Source organism: Streptomyces sp. NPDC037301 (assembly GCF_055602785.1).
Genome location: NZ_JBVJWD010000032.1, coordinates 1 through 21758 on the forward strand (window position 1 = coordinate 1; position 21758 = coordinate 21758).

Annotated in this window: 17 protein-coding genes and 2 pseudogenes; 9 read left to right on the forward strand and 10 right to left on the reverse strand. The window is 69.6% G+C overall.

The genetic code is table 11. The annotated features are described in order from the left end of the window. Window positions 1-359 precede the first annotated feature (359 nt). The 8 genes and pseudogenes from ACZ7IB_RS34630 to ACZ7IB_RS34665 all read right to left on the reverse strand — a co-directional run bounded on the left by ACZ7IB_RS34630 (window position 360) and on the right by ACZ7IB_RS34665 (window position 9161). On the reverse strand, window positions 360-818 hold the full coding sequence (locus tag ACZ7IB_RS34630; RefSeq protein WP_470918053.1) for a hypothetical protein: 459 nt from the start codon (window positions 816-818) through the stop codon (window positions 360-362). Between the two features lie 12 nt (window positions 819-830). Continuing rightward, window positions 831-1583, reverse strand: a complete 753-nt coding sequence (dapB, locus tag ACZ7IB_RS34635) for a 4-hydroxy-tetrahydrodipicolinate reductase (protein ID WP_382908727.1) — start codon at window positions 1581-1583, stop codon at window positions 831-833. Window positions 1584-1607: 24 nt separating this feature from the next. After that, the gene (locus tag ACZ7IB_RS34640) at window positions 1608-2987 is read right to left on the reverse strand and encodes a M16 family metallopeptidase (RefSeq protein WP_470918055.1); all 1380 of its coding nucleotides are present in this window, start codon (window positions 2985-2987) and stop codon (window positions 1608-1610) included. Further along, window positions 2984-5197 carry a polyribonucleotide nucleotidyltransferase gene (locus tag ACZ7IB_RS34645; RefSeq protein WP_470918057.1) on the reverse strand — a complete coding sequence of 738 codons (2214 nt, stop codon included), beginning with the start codon at window positions 5195-5197 and terminating at the stop codon, window positions 2984-2986. Before ACZ7IB_RS34645 ends, ACZ7IB_RS34640 begins: the two co-directional genes overlap by 4 nt. Window positions 5198-5530: 333 nt before the next feature. Continuing rightward, window positions 5531-5821 carry a 30S ribosomal protein S15 gene (gene rpsO / locus ACZ7IB_RS34650; RefSeq protein ID WP_470918175.1) on the reverse strand — a complete coding sequence of 97 codons (291 nt, stop codon included), beginning with the start codon at window positions 5819-5821 and terminating at the stop codon, window positions 5531-5533. A 278-nt stretch (window positions 5822-6099) separates the two neighbouring features. Next, a pseudogene (locus tag ACZ7IB_RS34655) lies at window positions 6100-6390 on the reverse strand (type VII secretion integral membrane protein EccD); the annotation flags it as partial. 108 nt (window positions 6391-6498) lie between these two features. After that, a pseudogene (locus tag ACZ7IB_RS34660) lies at window positions 6499-8092 on the reverse strand (IS1182 family transposase); the annotation flags it as partial. A 115-nt stretch (window positions 8093-8207) separates the two neighbouring features. After that, window positions 8208-9161 (reverse strand): nuclease/transposase family protein, encoded by a 954-nt coding sequence (locus tag ACZ7IB_RS34665; RefSeq protein ID WP_470918059.1) that lies wholly within the window; start codon window positions 9159-9161, stop codon window positions 8208-8210. A 134-nt stretch (window positions 9162-9295) separates the two neighbouring features. Here ACZ7IB_RS34665 and ACZ7IB_RS34670 point away from each other — a divergent pair, with 134 nt between their 5' ends. From ACZ7IB_RS34670 to ACZ7IB_RS34700, 7 genes are all read left to right on the forward strand, one after another. Next, window positions 9296-9529, forward strand: coding sequence for a DUF397 domain-containing protein (locus ACZ7IB_RS34670; RefSeq protein WP_470918061.1), 234 nt, complete (start codon window positions 9296-9298; stop codon window positions 9527-9529). Between the two features lie 328 nt (window positions 9530-9857). After that, complete coding sequence (locus ACZ7IB_RS34675) at window positions 9858-12602, forward strand: SCO5717 family growth-regulating ATPase (RefSeq protein WP_470918063.1); 2745 nt, start codon at window positions 9858-9860, stop codon at window positions 12600-12602. A gap of 197 nt (window positions 12603-12799) precedes the next feature. Then, the gene (locus ACZ7IB_RS34680) at window positions 12800-14671 is read left to right on the forward strand and encodes an ABC transporter substrate-binding protein (RefSeq protein WP_470918065.1); all 1872 of its coding nucleotides are present in this window, start codon (window positions 12800-12802) and stop codon (window positions 14669-14671) included. 146 nt (window positions 14672-14817) lie between these two features. Next, on the forward strand, window positions 14818-15900 hold the full coding sequence (locus ACZ7IB_RS34685; protein WP_470918067.1) for an ABC transporter permease: 1083 nt from the start codon (window positions 14818-14820) through the stop codon (window positions 15898-15900). Continuing rightward, complete coding sequence (locus tag ACZ7IB_RS34690) at window positions 15897-16835, forward strand: ABC transporter permease (protein WP_470918069.1); 939 nt, start codon at window positions 15897-15899, stop codon at window positions 16833-16835. Before ACZ7IB_RS34685 ends, ACZ7IB_RS34690 begins: the two co-directional genes overlap by 4 nt. Continuing rightward, a complete protein-coding gene (locus ACZ7IB_RS34695) occupies window positions 16832-17860 on the forward strand; it encodes an ABC transporter ATP-binding protein (RefSeq protein ID WP_470918071.1) in 1029 nt (342 codons plus the stop codon). The genes ACZ7IB_RS34690 and ACZ7IB_RS34695 overlap by 4 nt, the downstream gene beginning before the upstream one ends. After that, entirely contained in the window at window positions 17857-18852 is a 996-nt protein-coding gene (locus tag ACZ7IB_RS34700; protein ID WP_470918073.1) for an oligopeptide/dipeptide ABC transporter ATP-binding protein, read from the forward strand. The genes ACZ7IB_RS34695 and ACZ7IB_RS34700 overlap by 4 nt, the downstream gene beginning before the upstream one ends. Before the next feature lie 72 nt (window positions 18853-18924). On the opposite strand, the gene ACZ7IB_RS34705 is transcribed toward ACZ7IB_RS34700, so the two are convergent. Together ACZ7IB_RS34705 and ACZ7IB_RS34710 are read right to left on the reverse strand one after the other, a co-directional pair. Then, complete coding sequence (locus ACZ7IB_RS34705) at window positions 18925-20049, reverse strand: XdhC family protein (protein ID WP_470918075.1); 1125 nt, start codon at window positions 20047-20049, stop codon at window positions 18925-18927. A gap of 63 nt (window positions 20050-20112) precedes the next feature. Continuing rightward, the gene (locus ACZ7IB_RS34710) at window positions 20113-20712 is read right to left on the reverse strand and encodes a MarR family winged helix-turn-helix transcriptional regulator (protein ID WP_470918077.1); all 600 of its coding nucleotides are present in this window, start codon (window positions 20710-20712) and stop codon (window positions 20113-20115) included. 214 nt (window positions 20713-20926) lie between these two features. Between ACZ7IB_RS34710 and ACZ7IB_RS34715 the strand changes: the two genes are divergently transcribed. Next, window positions 20927-21133 (forward strand): hypothetical protein, encoded by a 207-nt coding sequence (locus ACZ7IB_RS34715; RefSeq protein ID WP_470918079.1) that lies wholly within the window; start codon window positions 20927-20929, stop codon window positions 21131-21133. Window positions 21134-21142: 9 nt separating this feature from the next. After that, window positions 21143-21688, forward strand: coding sequence for an FAD binding domain-containing protein (locus ACZ7IB_RS34720; protein WP_470918177.1), 546 nt, complete (start codon window positions 21143-21145; stop codon window positions 21686-21688). The last annotated feature ends 70 nt before the right edge of the window (window positions 21689-21758 follow it).

Here is a 21758-nt window from a genome sequence, read left to right on the forward strand (position 1 = left end):
AACACCCCCCAGGTCATCGACTTCGACAGGGGGCACACAGCCATACCGGACCCGGGGGCCAGGCGCCCCATTGCGGGGCCACGAAAACGGTAACGTGGGAGAAGGAGCCTGGCTGGGTGCGTGCAGCTGCAAGGCGGAGGATTGAGCCAACGCGATGGGGTCTCCCCTGCTCAAGTGAAGCCGAGGGCTTGGGGAAGCCGGTGATTGACGACAACGCCGCAGGGGGTCCCCCCTTGGGGGAGTGCGTGCCCAGCCCCGCGACGCCCCCTCATTTGCCGGTCGGTCTTAGGTGCCGGACAGGCTTGATCCGGCCGGACGGACGGGCTCGAGGATTCGGTCGGGCAGCCCGTCGGCCCGGGTCAGGGTGTGCTGGGCTGGGTGGGCTTCGTATGCAGGGCTATGGCGCGCTGCATGGCCTTTCGGGCGCGGGGGGTGTCCCTGGCGTCCTGGTAGGCGACGGCCAGGCGGAACCAGCAGCGCCAGTCGTCCGGCGAGTCCTCGGTCTCCTCGCGGCGGCGTGCGAACACGGCGTCGGCCGAGGCGCGGTCGATGCGGCCGGACGGGGTGCGGACCAGCTCGTCGACCGGCAGGCCGCCCTCCGCGTCCAGTTCCGCGGCCAGTGCGTTGGCCCGCGCCACGAACTGGGTGTTCTTCCAGAGGAACCAGATACCGATCACCGGCAGGATCAGCACCGCGACCCCGAAGGTGACCGTCAGCAGCGTGCCGTGCTGGATGAGCAGGACGCCACGGCTGCCGACCAGGGCGAAGTAGAAGACCAGGACGGCAGCGGTGACGATGTAAGTGATCTTTGCGCGCATGGCAGGGCTCAGTCAGTTCAGGTCGAGGAAGTGTTCCAGGCCGAACGTGAGGCCGGGAGTGGTCACCACGCGGCGTGTGCCGAGCAGGATGCCCGGCATGAAGCTGCTGTGGTGCAGGGAGTCGTGGCGGATGGTGAGCGTCTCGCCCTCACCGCCGAGCAGCACTTCCTGGTGGGCCAGGAGACCTCGGAGCCGGATCGCGTGGACCGGGACTCCGTCCACGTCCGCGCCGCGGGCGCCGTCCAAGGCTGTGGTGGTGGCGTCCGGCTGCGGGGCGCAGCCGGCCTTCCTCCGGGCCTCTGCGATCAGCTGGGCAGTGCGGGTGGCGGTGCCCGAAGGGGCGTCGGCCTTGTTGGGGTGGTGCAGTTCGACGACCTCGACGGACTCGAAGTAGCGGGCGGCCTGCTCCGCGAACTTCATCGTGAGGACGGCGCCGATGGAGAAGTTCGGCGCGATGAGCACACCGGTCTCCGGGGAGCCGGAGAGCCAGGTGTTCAGCTGCGCGAGCCGTTCGTCGGACCAGCCCGTCGTACCGACGACGGCGTGGATGCCGTGCCGGATACAGAAGTCGAGATTGCCCATCACCGACGCGGGGGTGGTGAGCTCGACGACGACCTGAACGCCGGATTCCGCGAGGGTCTCCAGCTTGTCGCCACGCCCCAGGGCTGCCACCAGCTCCATGTCGTCGGCGGCCTCGACGGCTCGTACCGCCTCGGATCCGATACGGCCCTTGGCGCCGAGAACGGCCACGCGCAGCTTGCTCATTGCTCTGTTTCCTTAACGGTGGAGTTAGGAGACCGCTTCGTCGAGGCGGTCGGCCTGCTTGTCCTTGAGCGGGCCGATGACGGAGAGTGAGGGGCGGTGTCCGAGGACCTCGCCCGCCACCGTGCGGACGTCATCGGGGGTGACCTGCGCTATCCGGGCCAGCATGTCGTCGACCGACATCTGGTCGCCCCAGCACAGTTCGCTCTTGCCGATACGGTTCATCAGCGCGCCGGTGTCCTCCAGGCCGAGGACCGTGGAGCCGGAGAGCTGCCCGATGGCGCGGCCGATCTCCTCGTCGCTCAGCCCTTCGGACGCTACCCGGTCGAGTTCGTCCCGGCAGATCTTGAGGACATCGTGGACCTGGCTGGGCCGACAGCCCGCGTACACGCCGAAGAGTCCGCAGTCGGCGAAGCCCGAGGTGTACGAGTAGACGCTGTAGGCGAGGCCGCGCTTCTCCCGTACCTCCTGGAAAAGGCGTGAGCTCATGCCGCCGCCGAGCGCGGTGTTGAGTACGCCGAGCGCCCAGCGGCGGTCGTCGGTGCGGGCCAGGCCGGGCACGCCGAGAACGACATGGGCCTGCTCGGTCCTGCGGTTCAGCAGCTCGACGCGGCCCGCGGTGCGCAGGGTGCGGGTGCCCTGGCGCGGGGCGACCGGGACGGCTTCGGTGCGGGACAGGGCGCCCGCGCGCTCGAAGGCCTTGCGGACCTGGCGTACGACCGTGGCGTGGTCGATGTTGCCCGCGGCGGCGACGACCAGGTGCGTGGGGTCGTAGTGCTTCTTGTAGAAGCGGGCGATCCGGCCGCGGTCGAGCGCGTTGATGGTGTCGACGGTGCCGAGGACCGGGCGGCCGAGGGGGGTGTCGCCGAGCAGCGTGTGCGCGAACAGGTCGTGCACGCAGTCGCCCGGGTCGTCCTCGGTCATCGCGATCTCTTCGAGGATGACGCCGCGCTCGGCGTCGACGTCCTCGGCGGTGATGAGCGAGCCGGTCAGCATGTCGCAGACGACATCGATGGCCAGCGGCAGGTCGGTGTCGAGGACCCGCGCGTAGTAGCAGGTGTACTCCTTCGCCGTGAAGGCGTTCATCTCGCCGCCGACCGCGTCGATGGCGGCTGAGATGTCGAGGGCGCTGCGCTTGGCGGTGCCCTTGAAGAGGAGGTGTTCGAGGTAGTGCGTCGCACCGTTCAGGGTGGGGGTCTCGTCGCGTGATCCGACGTTGGCCCAGATCCCGAAGGTGGCGGAGCGGACGGAGGGCAGCGTCTCGGTGACGACCCGGAGACCGCCGGGAAGGACGGTGCGGCGGACCGTACCGATGCCGTTGGTGCCCTTGAGAAGCGTTTGGGTACGGGCGACGGCCCGCGCCTTCGAGGAGGCGCGGGCCGTCGTCACGGAACTACGGGACGTCACTTGGCGGCGTCGTCCTTCTTCTCGTCCTCTTCACCCTCGATGACGGGGATCAGGGAGAGCTTGCCGCGGGAGTCGATCTCGGCGATCTCGACCTGGACCTTGGCTCCGACGCCGACCACGTCCTCGACGTTCTCCACGCGCTTGCCACCGGCGAGCTTGCGGATCTGCGAGATGTGCAGCAGGCCGTCCTTGCCCGGCATGAGGGACACGAACGCACCGAAGGTGGTGGTCTTGACGACCGTACCCAGGTAGCGCTCGCCGACCTCCGGCATGGTCGGGTTGGCGATCGAGTTGATCGTGGCGCGGGCGGCCTCGGCGGCCGGTCCGTCGGCGGCACCGATGTAGATGGTGCCGTCGTCCTCGATCGTGATGTCGGCGCCGGTGTCCTCCTGGATCTGGTTGATCATCTTGCCCTTGGGGCCGATGACCTCACCGATCTTGTCCACCGGGATCTTGACGGTGATGATCCGGGGGGCGTTCGGGGACATCTCGTCCGGAACGTCGATGGCCTCGTTCATCACATCGAGGATGTGGAGGCGGGCGTCGCGTGCCTGCTTCAGCGCGGCGGCCAGGACCGAGGCGGGGATGCCGTCGAGCTTGGTGTCGAGCTGGAGCGCGGTGACGAACTGCTTCGTACCGGCGACCTTGAAGTCCATGTCGCCGAAGGCGTCCTCCGCACCGAGGATGTCGGTGAGGGCGACGTAGTGGGTCTTGCCGTCGATCTCCTGGGAGATCAGGCCCATGGCGATACCGGCGACAGCGGCCTTGAGCGGCACACCGGCGTTCAGCAGCGACATGGTGGAGGCGCAGACCGAGCCCATGGACGTCGAGCCGTTGGAGCCCAGCGCCTCGGAGACCTGGCGGATCGCGTAGGGGAACTCCTCGCGCGTCGGCAGCACCGGCACGATGGCGCGCTCGGCGAGCGCGCCGTGGCCGATCTCGCGGCGCTTGGGCGAGCCCACGCGGCCGGTCTCACCGACGGAGTACGGCGGGAAGTTGTAGTTGTGCATGTAGCGCTTGCGGGTCACCGGGGAGAGGGTGTCCAGCTGCTGCTCCATGCGGAGCATGTTGAGGGTGGTGACGCCCAGGATCTGGGTCTCGCCACGCTCGAACAGCGCCGAGCCGTGCACGCGCGGGATGGCCTCGACCTCGGCGGCGAGCGTACGGATGTCCGTGACGCCACGGCCGTCGATGCGGACCTTGTCCTTGATGACGCGCTCGCGGACCAGCTTCTTGGTCAGCGAACGGTACGCGGCGGAGATCTCCTTCTCGCGGCCTTCGAAGGCCGGGAGAAGCTTCTCGGCGGCGATCTCCTTGACGCGGTCCAGCTCGGCCTCGCGGTCCTGCTTGCCGGCGATGGTGAGCGCCTGGGCCAGCTCGGGCGTGACGGCGGCGGCGAGCGCCTCGAAGACGTCGTCCTGGTAGTCCAGGAAGACCGGGAAGTCGCCGGTGGGCTTGGCAGCCTTGGCGGCGAGGTCCGACTGGGCCTTGCAGAGGACCTTGATGAAGGGCTTCGCGGCCTCGAGACCGGCGGCGACGACCTCTTCGGTCGGGGCCTCGGCGCCGTCCTTGACGAGCTGGATGGTCTTCTCGGTGGCCTCGGCCTCGACCATCATGATCGCGACGTCGCCGTCCTCCAGGACGCGACCGGCGACGACCATGTCGAAGACGGCGTCCTCGAGCTCGGTATGCGTCGGGAAGGCGACCCACTGGCCCTTGATCAGGGCGACACGGGTGCCGCCGACCGGGCCGGAGAAGGGCAGGCCGGCCAGCTGCGTGGAGCAGGAGGCGGCGTTGATCGCGACCACGTCGTACAGGTGGTCGGGGTTGAGCGCCATGATCGTCTCGACGATCTGGATCTCGTTGCGCAGGCCCTTCTTGAAGGAGGGGCGCAGCGGGCGGTCGATCAGCCGGCAGGTGAGGATCGCGTCCTCGGAGGGCCGGCCCTCACGACGGAAGAAGGAGCCGGGGATCTTGCCCGCGGCGTACTGCCGCTCCTCGACGTCCACCGTGAGGGGGAAGAAGTCGAGCTGGTCCTTGGGCTTCTTGGAAGCCGTGGTGGCCGACAGCACCATGGTGTCGTCGTCCAGGTACGCAACGGCGGAGCCGGCGGCCTGCTTGGCCAGGCGGCCCGTCTCGAAGCGGATGGTGCGAGTGCCGAAGGTTCCGTTGTCGATAACGGCCTCGGCGTAGTGGGTCTCGTTCTCCACTAGCGTTTTCTCCGATACATATCGTCTTCTCGCCCCCACGCCCGTGTGGCGGGGGACGGTTGCGGAGAAGCGCTCCATCGGCGGGCCGGTCTTCGATCGAAGCACCCGGGTTGCTGTGTCCGGGGGCCACTACCGAGGACCGGCGGCGGGGAGTCTTCCTCTCGCTCGTCTGTGGGACGTTCTGCGACCAGGTTACTGAGATTCGGCTCAGCTTGGCATTCCGGTCGTGCGGGCGGGCCCGCCACATCCCGTACATACATACGCACGCACAACCGTACGTACAACAAAGGGAGCGGCCCCCTCAGTCGTGGGAACCGCTCCCTTCACGGCGTATTACTTGGCGCCGCCGGCCGCACCGCGGCGGATGCCGAGGCGGTCGACCAGGGCACGGAAGCGCTGGATGTCCTTCTTGGCCAGGTACTGCAGAAGGCGGCGGCGCTGGCCGACCAGGATCAGCAGACCACGACGGGAGTGGTGGTCGTGCTTGTGGACCTTGAGGTGCTCCGTCAGGTCCGAGATGCGACGTGAGAGCATCGCGACCTGGACCTCGGGGGAACCGGTGTCACCCTCCTTGGTGGCGAACTCGGCCATGATCTGCTTCTTCGTAGCGGCGTCGAGCGGCACGCGGTACTCCTCTTTGGTGTTCGATGCGTCCACGAGCGCCCCTGGTCTTGATCGCAGGGGGTCTTCCGTTACTCGGGGGCGAAGGTCCGATGAGCGCAGCTCCCAGGATGATCCGGGAGCGCGTACACAAACGGCCGTCACACAGCGTACCAGTCCAGCGGAGCCGGTTCGGTCGGGGGTGCGGTGGCCCGAGAACGGCCGGGGAGCCGCTTTGTCCTCAATCGCCGGACGGGCTCGTTTGCCCGGCTGAGCCGGGTTCGGCCGGGCGGGCCCCAGGGTCAGCTGGTGAGGGCGCGGATCGAGTGGTAAAGATCGAAAACGGCGAGGCACAGGGGCATCAGCGTCAGGAGCACACACGCCTCGGCGATCTCCAGGAAGCGCCCCCAGAACGGGGTGACCCCCTTGCGCGGCACGATCAGCCCTATGGCAGTGATCAGGGCGGCGGCGCCCGCAACGGCTGCGGTGATCCAGATCGTACGGATGTCGAGCGCGGTGCTGTCCCCCATGACAGCCTCGCGCAGCATTTCGGTCGGCGGATTGAGGGACAGGCCCAGGCCCAGAAGCACAAGTCGTTGGGAAATCCGCAAACCGGTTGTGTGTCTGCGGTTTCAAGCGGTGAGTTCGAGGCGGGCCATGTGGGAGGTTCTGGTCGTGCCGAGCGGGGTGCCGGTGAGTCAGGCGTCGAGGCGGATGATGTTGATCGCGGTGGCGGCGAGGACGTTGCCGAGGCGCGTTTCGGGTAGTCCGGTGCAACGGGTGCGGCGGATGCCGGTGCGGCGGACGGCTTGCGAGATGGTGCCTTCGACGCCTGCCCGGATGTCGTACCGCTTCTTCCACTGTTCGGTTTGCTGTTCCTGGCGGCGCTGGTCCGGAGTTTCTTGCTGCTCGCGGTTGAGCAGCGTCAGGCTGCGTCCGTAGCGGCCCTTCTCGGAGGCCCGGGTGCGGGCCGGCCGAAGCGGGCAGGGGCGGCAGTCGGTGGCGGCGAACTGGACCCGGGTGATCGGGGTGCCGCTGGATTTGACCTGGCCGGACCAGCTGATGCTGACGGCGCCGCGTGGGCAGGTCACCTTGCGCTGGCCCCAGTCGACGGTGAAAGCGCTCTGGGAGAGATCGGGGCATCGCCGTCCGGCTCGCCGTGGTGGGTGTCCAGGCCGACCGGTCCCAGCAGTTCGATGCCGTGCTCGTCGCGGGCGGTGACGATGTGCGCGGCCGTGACATGGCCGGCGTCCACATCGTGCTCATCTGGCGTCAACTCCCGTTCTGCCAGGCTCTGGTGGATGGTCTCGGTCATCTCGGTGTCCGTGACCGTGGCGTCGGTGGTGGCCACGTGGGTGATCAAGTGTGGGGCGTCCGGGTCGCAGGTCTCGCTCAGGTGGGTCCTGTAGCCGCACCAGTCAGAGCCCCGCTTGGTCCCGGAACGGGCGTCGGTGTCGTAGGGCGAGGAGAGCCGGAATCCGCCTGGCGGGAGGTCCTTGCCCTCCCGCCAGCGCACCCCCTCGCCGTCGCGGTGGTCCTGCTCCGCCCAGGCCCGGCGCAGGACCTGGACGGCCGGGACCTCCCGCAGCCGGCGCGGGGCCCGGGCGCGTGGATGGCCTCAAGGATCGTGAAGCCGTCGCGGCCAACCTGCTCGGCCCACTTCTGGCGCACGTTGTCGCCCTTGGGGAAACGGTAGGAGTCGATCCTGGCACCGTAGTGTTTGACCCAGTCGGCGGTGACCAGGGACGACAGCCATGCCGGGGCGGCTGCGGCCAGGGCTTCCAGCGCCGCGCGCAGGGTCTCGCCGACGAACTCCATCCGGTTCAGCGTCCGCACCGCGGCCAGGACATGGGTGGAGTCGGTGCGCTGCCGACCGCCCGCGCGCAGCAGCCCGAGCTCGGAGCACCTGGCCAGGACCAGGTCCAGGACGTGCTCCTCCAGTCCGTGCCCGATCAGTCGGGTGCGGAAGTCACTCAGGACGGAGAAATCGAACCCCGGGTCATCTAACTCCAGGCCGAGGAGGAACTTCCAGTCCATGCGGGCCCGCACCTGGTCAGCGGCCTGCCGATCGGCCAGTCCCTCGGCATACTGCAGCACCGAGACCAACGCCAGCGCCCCCGGCGACACCGCCGGACGCCCCCGGGCCGAGAACTCCTCAGCGAAGGACTCATCCTCAAACAGCGGGCCGAGCGCGTCACGCACCCGGACAGCCGGCGTCCCCTTCGGGAACGACGCCCGCACCACCCGAGCGGACAGCTCCGGCACCCCACCATCGTCCCGAGACTCCAGCGACACCCAACCCCACCCTTCGCTCCGACGAACAGAACGATCAGGAAACCTCAGCGAGTTCAGCGAAGCCGGTTTGCGGATTTCCCAACGGCGTCCTGAAGTCCCGGGCTTGCTGCTCGGGTCATAGATGGCTTCGATGAGTCCGGCTGCGTCCAGCTCTCACGCGATCAGCGTGAGGGCAGGGGCCGTTGACTCGACCCCGCAGACCCACACGTACCTCCCTCTGTGGGCGATGTCGTGGGACGAGTTGTGGTCTGCGTGCTCCACGAAGCCGCAGGGCGCCCGCGCACTTCTTCGCCCACCGCTTCGCGGACTTCGTGCCCTTCTTCTGCAGCTTGGAGCTCAGCTTCCGGTCGTTGGCCCGCCTTCGGTTGACCCGGCGCCCGGAGTATTTGACGCCGTCACTCGTGGCGGCGATGTTCACGATCCCGAGGTCCACACCGATGAACACGGCCGGGTGCGCGTTCGGCACGGTCTCGGGGATCTCGCAGGTCGCGAGCAGATACCACTGCCCGCCCTCACACAGCAGGTCGGACTCGCCCTGCCGGTGCCGGGCCGAGACCTCCAACTGTTGTGCCTGTCCGGTGAAGGCCACGTTCTTCACGCGCCCGCCGGTGGTCCAGAGCGACACCGTGCGCCGCGCGTGCTGCCAGGACAGCATCCGGTCGTCGTACGGCTGCGCCGCTTGGGGCCGGAAGGCGACCGGCTTGCCCGAAGCCCGGGTGTGACGCTGCGAGCCGGGCTTGCCGTATCGGCCGTTACGGAGGTTCGCAGCCAGGGTGGTGTAGGCGTCGCAGGTCTTCTTGACCGCATGCTGGGCGGCCTGCGCCCCGAGCCCCCACCGGGACTTGATCTCCTGGTAGGTCAGCCTGCGCAGCGGCAGGTTCTTGCGCACGCCCTCGTCGAACGCCACCTGTGCGGCCCAGGTCGCGGCCTCGTTGCAGGCGGTCAGGGTCGCCTCAAGCGCCGACGCCTGCACGGGCGTCGGCAGCAGCTTGACCCGCACCACCGGGCGGCTATGTGGACACTCCGCGCCCGCAGGCATGACGCTGCGGCGCTCCGCGCCACCCACCAAGGACGCGATTCCTCCCGGGACCCCGGGGTTCATCGCGAGAATCCGCTGAATACTGTTTCGTTCGCGACCCCGGACCTGCCGCTTCCAGGGAGGATGACCGGGGAACGACACGGTTCGATCGAAGGGACGCCGACATGGGCACCCAGCAGGAAAAGGAAGAGCTCTACGCTCTCGACATCTCGGATGTGGAGTGGCTGAGCGCACCGGGGACCGAGAACGTCGAGGAACGGGTCGAGATCGCGCATCTGCCGGGCGGTGCAGTCGCCATGCGCTCGTCACTGGAACCGGAGACCGTGTTGCGGTACACGGAGGCCGAGTGGCGCGCCTTCGTACTGGGCGCACGGGACGGTGAGTTCGACCTCGCGTAGGCAAAGGTCAGGTGAAAGGGTGGCTGCCCGAACACGGCGGCCACCCTTTCACCACGCCTGGACATGTATCGAATTGACCGCTTCGGTCTGTGTGCTCTGCCGTACTCGGTTCACTTGAGGGCAGTACGTGATGTACGGGACAGCTCTTGCAGTGCCGTACGGCCTGCCGGAGCGGGCCCCATGACGATTAGGGTGGGTCCGGGCGCGGCAGAAGAACCTGCGGGCAGGCGATGCGTGTCCCGGGGGGAGAGCCGGGCGGTTAGGAAGACGGAAACGGTCGCCCCCACCCACCACGGCACAAGGGTGCTCGACCACACCAGGAGGCAAAGTGAACGGCGATCGGGACGAGATCCGCGGGGGCTGGAACAAGCCCGTCGACGAGTCGTCCGACGCGGAGCCCGCCGAGATGACGGGTGAGTTCACCATCGACTACACCCCGCCCGCCTGGTACACGCAGAACGCGCCGGGGGACTCGTCGGGCGGTGCCGGATCGCACCTGGCGCCGCCTCCGCCGCCCAGCGGTGCGCCGTTGTCCGTGCCCGCGCCGGCGGTCGGGGGCGGCTTCGACCCCAACTGGGCTCCGGCGCCGCCCGCGCCGGCACCGGCTCCGGCACCGGCTCCCGCACAGGACCCGGCTCCTGTTCCGGCTCCGGCTCCTGTTCATTCCGCGGCGGGGGACTCCGCTCCTTCTCCTGCTCCTGCGGAGGGGGCAGGGGCGGGGGCATCCGACGGGATGACGGACCCGTTCGGAGGCGGTGATGTGGAGAGCGGCGCGACCGTGCGGTTCGCACCGTCCGCGCTGAAGCGGGAGATCGCGGAACGCGAGGAGGCGTCGAGGAACGCGGACGGGGACGGCTCGGGTTCGGGATCCGGTGCCGTGGGGACCGGTGCTGACGGTGCGGACGAGGGCGAGGCCCCCGGTTCCGGTTCCGCGCAGGCGACGGACTCGGCTGATGAGCCGGACGGCGCTGCCGCCGCGTATTCCGGTGCCGATGCAGAGGCGACTGCCGAGACTCCGGGCGACGCCACAAGCGGTGCTGCCGACGGACCGGAGGGCGCCGCGCCCTCGGAGGCCGTCACGGACGCGGCGCCCCAGGACGTACCGCCCACCGACGCACCGCAGGGCGCCCCGGCGCCCGCCATGCCGACCGCCTGGACCCCGGCGCCGCCGCAGGGCGGTCTGCCGCCGCTGCCGCCCGCCTTCCAGCCCGCCACGCCGCAGCCCTCCGCGCCCCAGTCGGCGCCGCAGTGGCCCGCCCGTACGCCGGCCGACCAGGCGCCCGGCGGCTACGGATTCCCGAACGCCGGAGCGCCTCAGCCGCCTCAGGCACCACAGCCGCCGCACGGTGGCTATGGATTCCCGCAGCAGCCCGCTCCCCCGCTGCAGCAGGGACCGGCGCAGGGCGGTTACGGGTTTCCGCAGCCACCCCAGACGCCGCACACACCGCAGCCACCCCAGACCCCGCAGGCTCCTCAGCAGCCCCAGGGTGCTCACGGCTTCCCCCAGCCGCAGCAGGCCCCCCAGCAGCCCCAGGCACCCCAGTGGCCCGCGCAGCAGGGCGTGCCGCTGCCGCCGCAGGTCCCCCAGGCGCCCCAGCAGCCCGTCCAGGGCACGCCCGATCTGCCCGCGCAGGTCGCCCCGCAGCCGCCCGCGCACCAGCAGCCGGCCCACCCCCAGCCGCAGCAGCAGCAGCCGCAGGGACAGCCCGTCGACCCGCGGACCGGCGCCGCCTGGCCGACCCCGGTCACCCACGACCAGCGCGAGCGCTCCGTGCCCGGCGCCCCGCTCGGGTACACGGCAGCCGTGGAGCTCTCCTCCGACCGACTGCTCCGGAACAAGCAGAAGGCGAAGAGCAGCCGTACGCCGTCCGGCGCGGCCCGTTTCAAGCTGGGCGGCAAGAAGGAGGAGGCCGAGCGGCAGCGCAAGCTCGGCCTGATCCGTACGCCCGTGCTGTCCTGCTACCGGATCGCGGTCATCAGCCTCAAGGGCGGCGTCGGCAAGACCACGACGACCACCGCCCTCGGCTCGACGCTGGCCACCGAGCGGCAGGACAAGATCCTCGCCATCGACGCCAACCCGGACGCGGGCACGCTCGGCCGCCGGGTGCGCCGGGAGACCGGGGCCACCATCCGTGACCTGGTCCAGGCGATCCCGTACCTCAACTCGTACATGGACATCCGCCGCTTCACCTCGCAGGCGCCCTCCGGCCTGGAGATCATCGCCAACGACGTGGACCCGGCGGTCTCCACGACGTTCAACGACGAGGACTACCGGCGCGCGATCGATGTGCTGGGCAAGCAGTACCCGATCATCCTCACCGACTCGGGCACCGGTCTGCTCTACAGCGCGATGCGCGGAGTGCTGGACCTCGCCGACCAGCTGATCATCATCTCGACGCCGTCGGTCGACGGTGCGTCCAGCGCATCCACCACACTGGACTGGCTGTCGGCGCACGGGTACGCGGAGCTCGTGCAGCGCTCCATCACCGTCATCTCGGGTGTCCGCGAGACCGGCAAGATGATCAAGGTCGATGACATCGTGCAGCACTTCGAGACGCGCTGCCGCGGCGTGGTCGTCGTACCGTTCGACGAGCATCTGTCGGCCGGTGCGGAGGTCGACCTCGACATGATGCGGCCCAAGACCCGTGAGGCGTACTTCAACCTCTCCGCGATGGTCGCGGAGGACTTCCCGCGCGCCCAGCAGCAGCAGGGGCTCTGGACGTCGAGCGGCTCCAACCCGCCCCCGCAGTTCGCCCCGCCGATGCCCGGCCAGCAGCAGTACGCCCCGCAGCAGCCGCAGCAGCCGTACCCGCCGCAGCAACAGCCGTACGGCGGGCAGCAGCACCCGCAGTCGTACCCCCCTCAGCCCGGCCCCGGAGTGCAACAGAACGGCTGGCAGCAGTCGTTGCCCTCCCAGGCCCAGTCCGCGGCGAGCCCGGCCGGACCGCCGCCGCCTCACCAGCAGCAGCCCGGTCAGCCGGGTCAACCCGGACAGCCGATCCCGCCCGAACTGCAGGGCCCCGTACCGCCCGCGGGTTGGCCGCAGCAGCCGCCGCCAGCGCCTCAACAGTAAGGCAACAGAGGTCTAAACCAATGAGGGCCCGCACCGTCTCCACGGTGCGGGCCCTCTGCGCATTCCCGCAGACCACACGCCGTTTCGGTGACCGTTGACGCGGCTCGACCCCCGCTGATAAACCTTCGCTTCACCAGCTGGCGAACCACAGATCAACCCGCCTTCTCCGTGCGAGTCATGACGCGAGGTCCCCGACCATGGTCGAAAGAGTTCCATCGCCCTCTGCCCAGCCACGCTCACGTCTGCGTGTCCTCCTGGCCTCCGGGGCCGCTGCTCTGGCGCTGGCCGCCGGATCCATCGTCCCGGGCGTGCCCCTCGGTGCCGCGCCGCAGCAGGCGCAGGCCGCCGACAGCGACAAGTCGACGCTGACCGTCGCCGTCGCACAGAGCGTCGACTCCCTGAGCCCGTTCCTCGCTCAGCGGCTGATGAGCACGAGCATCAGCCGGCTCATGTACGACTTCCTGACGAACTACGACCCCAAGGACAACCACGCGGTCCCCGGCCTCGCCACCAAGTGGCAGCCGTCCGCGGACAAGCTGACCTGGACGTACACGATCCGGTCGGACTCCAAGTGGTCGGACGGCCGGCAGGCCACCGCCGAGGACGCTGCGTGGACGTTCAACAAGATCATGACCGACGAGGGCGCCGCGCAGGCCAACGGCAACTTCGTCGCGAACTTCAAGAAGGTGACGGCCCCGAGCCCCACGCAGCTGGTCATCGAGCTCAAGGAGCCGCAGGCCACCATGGCCGCGCTCGACGTGCCGATAGTCCCGAAACACGTCTGGGAGAAGGTCGGTGACTTCTCCAAGTTCAACAACGACACGAAGTTCCCGATCGTCGGCAACGGGCCGTTCATCCTGACGGACTACAAGGTCGACCAGTACGTGAAGCTCAAGGCCAACAAGAACTTCTGGCGCGGTGCGCCGAAGTTCGACGAGGTGGTCTTCAAGACGTACAAGGACCAGGACGCCGCGGTCGCCGCTCTGCGCAAGGGCGAAGTCTCCTTCGTCGCCGGCTCCCCCGCGCTGACGCCCGCCCAGGCCGCGTCCTTCAAGGGCGAGAAGAACGTCAAGGTCAACGAGGGCCCCGGCCGCCGCTTCTTCGCGCTGGCCACCAACCCGGGCGCGCAGACCAAGGACGGCAAGAAGTTCGGCAACGGCAACAAGGCCCTGCTCGACCAGAAGGTGCGCCAGGCCCTCTTCCTGTCGGTCGACCGCCAGACCATCATCGACAAAGTCTTCCAGGGCCACGCCGTCGAGGGCCAGGGCTACGTCCCGCCGCGCTTCTCGGCGTACTACTGGCAGCCGTCCGCCGACCAGAGCCTCGCCTACGACCCGGCCAAGGCGGCCAAGCTCCTCGACGACGCGGGCTACAAGCTCAAGGGCGACCAGCGCGTCGGCAAGGACGGCAAGCCGCTCGACCTGCGCATCCTGTGCCACGCCACGGACCCGAACGACAAGGCGATCGGCAAGTACCTCAAGGAGTGGTGGGGCAAGCTCGGCATCGGTCTCAAGGTCGACTGCCTCGACGACGTCTCGGTGCCCTGGTACGCCGGTGAGTACGACCTCGCCTTCGACGGCTGGTCCGTAAACCCGGACCCGGACTTCGTCCTCGGCATCCACACCTGCGGCGCGCTGCCCGTCAAGGCGAAGGAGAGCGCCGCCACCGACAACTTCATCTGCGACAAGACGTACGACGAGCTCTACAAGAAGCAGCTCGCCGAGTACGACCCGGCCAAGCGCGCGGACATCGTCAAGCAGATGCAGTCGTGGCTGTACGACTCCGGGTACATGAGCGTCATCGCGTACCCGAACGCGGTCGAGGCCTACCGCACCGACCAGATCAAGTCGATCACGACCATGCCCGAGGCGGCAGGCAACATCTACGGCCAGGACGGGTACTGGAGCTGGTGGTCGGCCGTTCCGGCGGGCAGCAGCAGTTCGGACAGCTCCGGCGAGTCCAGCTCCACCGGAGTCGTCATCGGCATCATCGTGGTGGTCGTGGTGCTCACCGGTGGCGGTCTGTTCTTCGCGATGCGCCGCCGCACCACTGCGGACGACCGCGAGTAATCACGCGGACGGTTCGAGAGGGGCCGGCCGGGGCGACGCGAAGCCGCCCCACCGGTTTCCTCCAGGAACGACCGGCAAATGGGGGTGCGACGCCGCCCTCCATTTGCCGGTCGGTCTCAGTGCAGCACGAGTAGCGAGAGTTCCCTATGACAGCTGAAAGCACTCCGGCGCTCGTGCAGGTCGCGGATGCGGACACCGAAGGCCCGGTTCAGACCGGCCCGTCGGCCGCCCGCGGTCCACGGGCGCGTAACACCAAGGTCTATCTCCAGTACGTCGCGGGCAAGATCGTGGGAGCGGCCGTCTCCCTGTTCGCCGTGCTGGTCACCAGCTTCTTCCTCTTCCGGCTCATTCCCAGCGACCCGGTGAAGCAGATGACCGGCGGCCGCCGCGTCTCCGCCGAACAACTCCAGTCGCTCCGGCACCAGTTCGGGCTCGACCAGCCGCTCTGGAAGCAGTTCACGAGTTACGTGGGCGACGCGCTGACCGGGGACTTCGGTACCTCGTTCCAGTTCCACGCCCCCGTCATCGACAAGATCACCGAGGCACTCCCGGCCACGCTGCTGCTCACCGGGACGGCGTACGTCCTCTACACCGCGCTCGGCATCTGGCTGGGCACCCGTACCGCCTGGCGCAACGGCTCCATGAGCGACCGCTTCAACACCGCGTTCGCGCTCACGCTCTACTCGGTGCCGTCGTTCTGGCTGGGCCTGCTCCTGATCATCGTCTTCTCGGTGGGCGTCGGTCCGGTCCCCGGGATGTTCCCGACGGGCGGTATGGAATCGGGCGGCGAGAGCGGATTCGCGTACATCCTCGATGTGGCGCATCATCTGGTCCTCCCGGTCATCACGCTGGTCGCGGTCGGGTATGCGCAGACGCTTCTGGTGATGCGCTCCTCGCTGCTCGACGAGATGGGCAGCGACTATCTGACGACGGCCCGCGCGAAGGGGCTGCGGGACGATGTCGTACGCCGCAAGCACGCCGTACCGAACGCGATGCTGCCGACGTTCACGCTGATGTTCGTGAACCTGGGGCATGTGGTCGCCGGGCAGATCCTGGTCGAGACGGTCTTCTCCTGGCCCGGCCTCGGCGGTCTCTTCTACCAGGGGCTCAGCGTGCCCGATCTCCCCCTCGTACAGGGGCTGTTCTTCGTCTTCGCCACCGCGGTGATCCTGGCGAACACCCTTGCCGATGTGCTGTATCCGTTGCTCGATCCCCGGGTGGGCCGATGACGACCGAATCCATGCCCACGCCCACGAAGGCCGAAGCGGCGGCCGAGAACCCGCGCGCGCTGGCCCGGGCGCGCAAGCGCCGGTCCGTCGCCCGTTTCTGGCGGGAGTACCGCAGTCACAGGGGCGGACTGTGGGGTCTGGCCGCGCTCGTCCTGATCGCGCTGATCGCCCTGTTCGCGCCGCAGCTCGTCGGCGTCGACTCGCAGAGCGTCACCGGCGCGCCGGGAGGTGCACTGGAGTCGCCGAGCGGTGAATTCCCGCTCGGTACGGACCAGTTCGGACGCAGCGTGCTGGCCCTGCTGGTGTGGGGCGCCCGGGTCTCGTTGACGGTCGGCCTGCTCGCGGCGTTCCTGTGCGTCGCCATCGGTACGGTCGTCGGCATCGTCGCGGGGCACTTCCACGGCTGGTACTCGACGGTCCTGATGCGAGTCACCGACTGGTTCCTGGTGATGCCGACCCTGGTCCTCGCGATCGCGCTCGCCACCGTGATGGACCGCTCGATGTGGACGGTCATCATCGCGATCGGCGTCACGACCTGGCCGACCACGGCCCGGCTGGTCCGTGCCCAGACCCTCGCCGTGGAGTCCCGCCCGTACATCGAGCGTGCCCGCGCCCTGGGCGGCGGCCACGGGCACATCATGGTCCGGCACGTGCTGCCGAACGTGATGCCGCTGGTGCTCGCGCAGACCACGCTGGTGATTTCCAGCGCGATCCTCACCGAGGCCACGCTGGCCTTCCTCGGCCTGAGCGACCCGACCACCACCTCCTGGGGCGGCATGCTCCAGGACGCCCGCGAGGCGGGCGCGGTGAGCGCGGGCGACTGGTGGTACCTGGCACCGCCCGGGATCGCCATCGCCGTGGTGGCCCTGTCGTTCACGCTGTGCGGCCGCGCCATCGAGTCCGTCCTCAATCCCAAGCTGGGGGTGGCCCGTTGAGCACGACGAGCATCCAGAAGACGCCACTTCTCGACGTACGGGACCTCACGGTGACGTACGCGGGTGGGGCGCAGGCCGTCCGTGGCGTGAACCTCACCGTCGATGCGGGGCAGAAGCTCGGCATCGCCGGTGAGTCCGGCTGCGGGAAGTCGACGCTGGCCCTCGCGCTGCTGCGGCTGCTGCCCGCCGGGACGAAGGTCTCCGGCCAGATCCTGCTGAACGGTGAGGACGTCCTCACCATGAAGTGGGGCCAGGTCAGGGCGGTGCGCTGGGCGGGGGCATCGATCGTGTTCCAGGGCGCGATGCACTCGCTCAACGCGGTGCACCGCATCGGGGAGCAGATCGCCGAGCCGATCCTGCTGCACAGGAAGGCGACGCAGGCCGGGGCTGCGAAGAAGGCCGGGGAACTCCTGGAACAGGTGGGGCTGCCGGCCGCCCGCGCGGACGCCTATCCGCACGAGCTGTCCGGCGGGCAGCGGCAGCGCGTGATGATCGCGATGGCGCTGGCCTGCGATCCGGGCCTCATCATCGCGGACGAGCCGACCACGGCTCTCGATGTGATGATCCAGGCCCAGATCCTGCGGCTGATCGAGCAGTTGGTGTCCGAGCAGGACCTCGGCCTGATCATGATCAGCCATGACCTCGCGGTGCTCTCGGACACCTGCGACCGGCTCGCGGTGATGTACGCGGGCCGGGTCGTGGAGGAGGGCCCGGCGTCCGAGGTCTACGAGAACGCGCACCACCCGTACGGCAAAGCCCTGTCCGGCGCCTTTCCGCGCATCGGCGACCCGGCCTCCCGGTTCGCGCCCCGCGGGCTGCCCGGCGATCCGCCGGACCCGTCGGCGCTGCCCGGCGGCTGCACCTTCCACCCGCGCTGCCCGGTGGCCCTGGACTCCTGCACGACGCAGGACCAGGAGCTGCGGGACGCGGGGCCACAGCGGCGGGCCGCCTGTGTGCTGGTGGAGCCGGGGGCGGCCGCGGCCTTGGCCCGGCCGGGTGCCGAGGAAGCAAGGAGCACATCATGACCACCACCACTCCCCTGCTGAGCGCCCAGGGGCTGAAGGTCACCTTCCCCGGCCGGCGCGGGGCTGCCCCGGCGCGTGCCGTGGACAGCGTCGATCTGGACATCCGGCCCGGCGAGATCGTCGCCCTGGTCGGCGAGTCGGGCTGCGGCAAGACGACGCTGGCGCGTTCGCTGCTGGGCCTCGTCCCGCCGACGTCCGGGCAGGTGACCTTCGGCGGGCAGCCGCTCGACTATGCGAGCCGGGCACTGAAGGCGTACCGCAAGCGGGTCCAGTTGGTGCTCCAGGACCCCAGCGGTTCGCTCAACCCGAGGCACACGGTGTACGACGCCGTCGCCGAAGGTCTGCGGATCCACGGGTACGCGGGTGACGAGCGGGCGGCGGTGGCCGAGGCGCTGTCGCGGGCGGGGCTGCGGCCTCCCGAGCGGTTCTTCCTGCGCTATCCGCACGAGCTGTCGGGTGGCCAGCGCCAGCGGGTCGTGATCGCGGGCGCGCTCGTGCTGGAGCCGGAACTCATCGTGGCCGACGAGCCGGTGGCCTCGCTGGACGCTTCGGTGCGCGGCGAGATCCTGGCCCTGCTGCTGCGGCTGCGGGACGAACTGGGTCTGTCCGCTCTGGTGGTCACGCACGACCTCGGCCTGGCGTGGAACATCGCCGACCGGGTCGCGGTGATGTACCTCGGGCGGATCGTGGAGACGGGCGAGGTTGAGCAGATCCTGACGGCTCCGCAGCACCCGTACACCCAGGCGCTGTTGTCGGTGCTGCCGGAGGCCGGGGATGATCCGGTGATTCTGACCGGTGAGCCGCCGGACCCGTCCAGGGTACCGTCCGGGTGCCGGTTCCATGCCCGCTGCCAGGTGCTGGCCTCGGGCGAGGCCGAGCGGGCGGGTGTCGCGGACGCGTGCCGTACGAAGGACCTGCCGGTGCTCGCGGGCGGCGGGCAGACACAGGTGGCGTGCCACTGGGCGGGCGCGGCTGCGAAGGCGCGGGCGTAGCGGGGTGACCTGGGGCCTGTCCGGCGGATCGCCCTCGGACGGGCCCCGGCTCGTGCGGCGGACACCGCGCCGTCAGGCGCCGGGCGGGCTGCCGGTTGCCCGGCCGTGGATCGTTCCGGTCAGCTCGCCGAGCGGCCTGCCTGTCCCGCCCCACCGGTGCTGGATGATCTCCGCGGCGATCGAGACGGCGGTCTCCTCCGGTGTGCGCGCACCGAGGTCCAGCCCGACGGGCGAGGCGAGCCGCGCCAGTTCGGCCGCTTCGACCCCCGCCTCCCGCAGCCGCGCGGCCCGGTCCAGATGGGTGCGCCGGCTGCCCATGACCCCGATGTACGCGGCAGGTGTGCGCAACGCGGCCACCAGCAACGGAACGTCGAACTTCGGATCGTGCGTCAGTACGCAGATGACCGTCCGCTCGTCGATGTCCGTCGCCCCCAGGTAGGTGTGCGGCCAGGCGCAGATCACCTCGTCGGCGGTGGGGAAGCGTTCCCGGGTCGCGAAGGCCGGACGGGCATCGCAGACGGTGACCCGGTATCCGAGGAAGGAACCCATGCGTGCGGTGGCGGCCGCATGGTCGATGGCGCCGAAGACGAGCATCCGGGGCGGTGGCGCGTACGTCTGGACGAAGACGCACACCTCCTGCATCCGGCGCTCGCCGTGCGCCCCGTACCGCAGGGTGCCGGTCGCACCCTGGGCGAGCAGTCCCCGTGCGTCGTCGGTGACGGCCGAGTCGAGCCCTTCGTCGCCGAGCGTTCCCTGTGTGGTCCGTGCCCGGACGACCAGGCAGGCGCCGGGCTCCGCCTCGCCCGAGATGACGGTGGCGACGGCGACGGGCTCGCCCCTGCCGATACTGTCGACGGCCTCCCGCAGCCGGGCCCGGTCGACCGCCGACGCGAAGGACCTGACGAACACCTCGATCGTGCCGCCGCACGTCAGGCCCACGCCGAACGCCTCGTCGTCGCTGATCCCGTACGTCTGCAGCTGAGGGCTCCCGGTGGCGAGGACCTCGCCCGCCGCCTCGTACACCGCGCCCTCGACGCAGCCTCCGGAGACGCTGCCCACCACCGCGCCGTCTGCGGTCACGGCCATCATGGCGCCGGGTGCGCGCGGGGCGCTGCCGCGTACGGAGACGACGGTCGCCAGCGCGAAGGGGATGCCGGCGTCGTGCCAGGCACGCAGTTCCGACAGCAGTTCACGCACGGCACGGACCTCCTCCCGGCCGGATGCGGTCCGGCTCGATGCGGCCTCACCATAGACGATGCTTTAGTAGTCAGATACTGACCACTGGGCGCTCCGGGTGCGGCCCTTCCGTGTGGCCGCTGTGAGCGCCTCGGGGTCGGGCGGGGTCCGTTCGGCCGTTTCCAGGGAGCGTTCCAGCTTTCCGAGCAGCCGGCCGAGCTGGCGGCGCTCGCTCTCGGTCAGCTCGGCCAGCATCCGCTGTTCGTTGGCGAAGTGCGCGACGGCGACCACATCGGCGATCTCGATCCCCCGCTCGGTGAGCCGTGCGTGCACCACCCGGCGGTCGTCGGGATCGCGTTCACGCGTCACCAGGCCGGCCTTCTCCAGACGGTCCAGCCGCAGGGTGATGCCGCCGGTGGTGACCAGGGCGATGTCGGCGAGTTCGCCGGCCGTCTGCCGGTAGGGAGGTCCTGACCTGCGCAGAGCCGCGAGTACGTCGAAGGCCGCCATGTTCAGGTCGAAGCAGTCGAAGAGGTCGGACAGCAGGCCCTGGTAGCGCAGAAAGCTGCGGTGGAGCCGGCCGAGCACCGCCATCGGGGAGGCGTCGAGCTCGGGCAGTTCCCGCTTCCACTGTTCCAGGATGAGGTCGACCGCGTCGGGGCGGCCGGCGGCTCTACGAGTCATGTGCGGTGGGAGGGCGGCGTCGGCGCCGGGACCTCGCGCCTCCTTCCTGGAGTGCCGCGGACGGTGCGGTCGAGGGTGCCCACGATACAACCGGCGCCCGTCGCCGAACCCTTATGGGAGGTATTCCCTAAGTGCTAGAAATCTCAGCATTAGCTGTTTCGGCCATTAAATAACTCTCTGTGGTGACGCCGAGAGTCCAGGAGGCACGGTCCGTATGCTCCTGCTCCCCACCGGGATGGTGGCGCCGACCCAGCGCACCCTTCCCGCTTTCACCCTGGAACGCCCTGCGACGACGGCCGAGGCCGTGGCTGCGGGGGCGCTCCCCGGTGCGGTCCACGCACAGGGCTGCAGTGACCTGTACGCGCAGTTCCGCGAGGGGCTGGGCTGCCGCTCCCTCGTGTCGCTGGAGCGGGTTGCGTAGCTCGGCGCGATCGAGTGGGACGGCACGACGCTGGAGATCGGCTCCGGGGCCGACCGCCACACGGGCTCGCACGACGCCCGGGTGCGGGCCGCCCCGCCGGGACCGGCCGCCGGCTGGGGCAGTATCGCCACCCAGCGCATCCGGCGCCGGGCCACCATCGGCGGAAACCTGATGGCACGGCGTACCCGGTACGAGATGCCGGTGATGCTCGGCGCACTCGGAGCGGAACTGGACTTCCTGACGCCCGACGATGCGGTCACGCCACCCCCGGCGACCCTGCGGGAACGGGCCGAGCCGTCGGGCGGCCCCGCCGGTCGCGACGGCCGTCGCCAATGCCGTGCAGGATGCCACGGGCGCCCGGGTGACCACTCTGCCGCTCTCCCTCGAACGGGTCTTCGACGCAATGCGCCCACTGCCCGGGGAGCGTGTCGACCGGCCTTGATCCCGCCTCACCCACCGGCCCGTAGCACTCGTCACCACGGGCCGGTGAGCCATGTCCACACCTCCGCGCCGGACCCAAAACCCCTGTTCAAACGCGGTTCCACTTCGTTATGAAATCTAAGTGCTTAGTTATTGACCCCTAAGGCACTTCTTCCTAGGGTCACCGCAACTCCTCTGTCCGCGG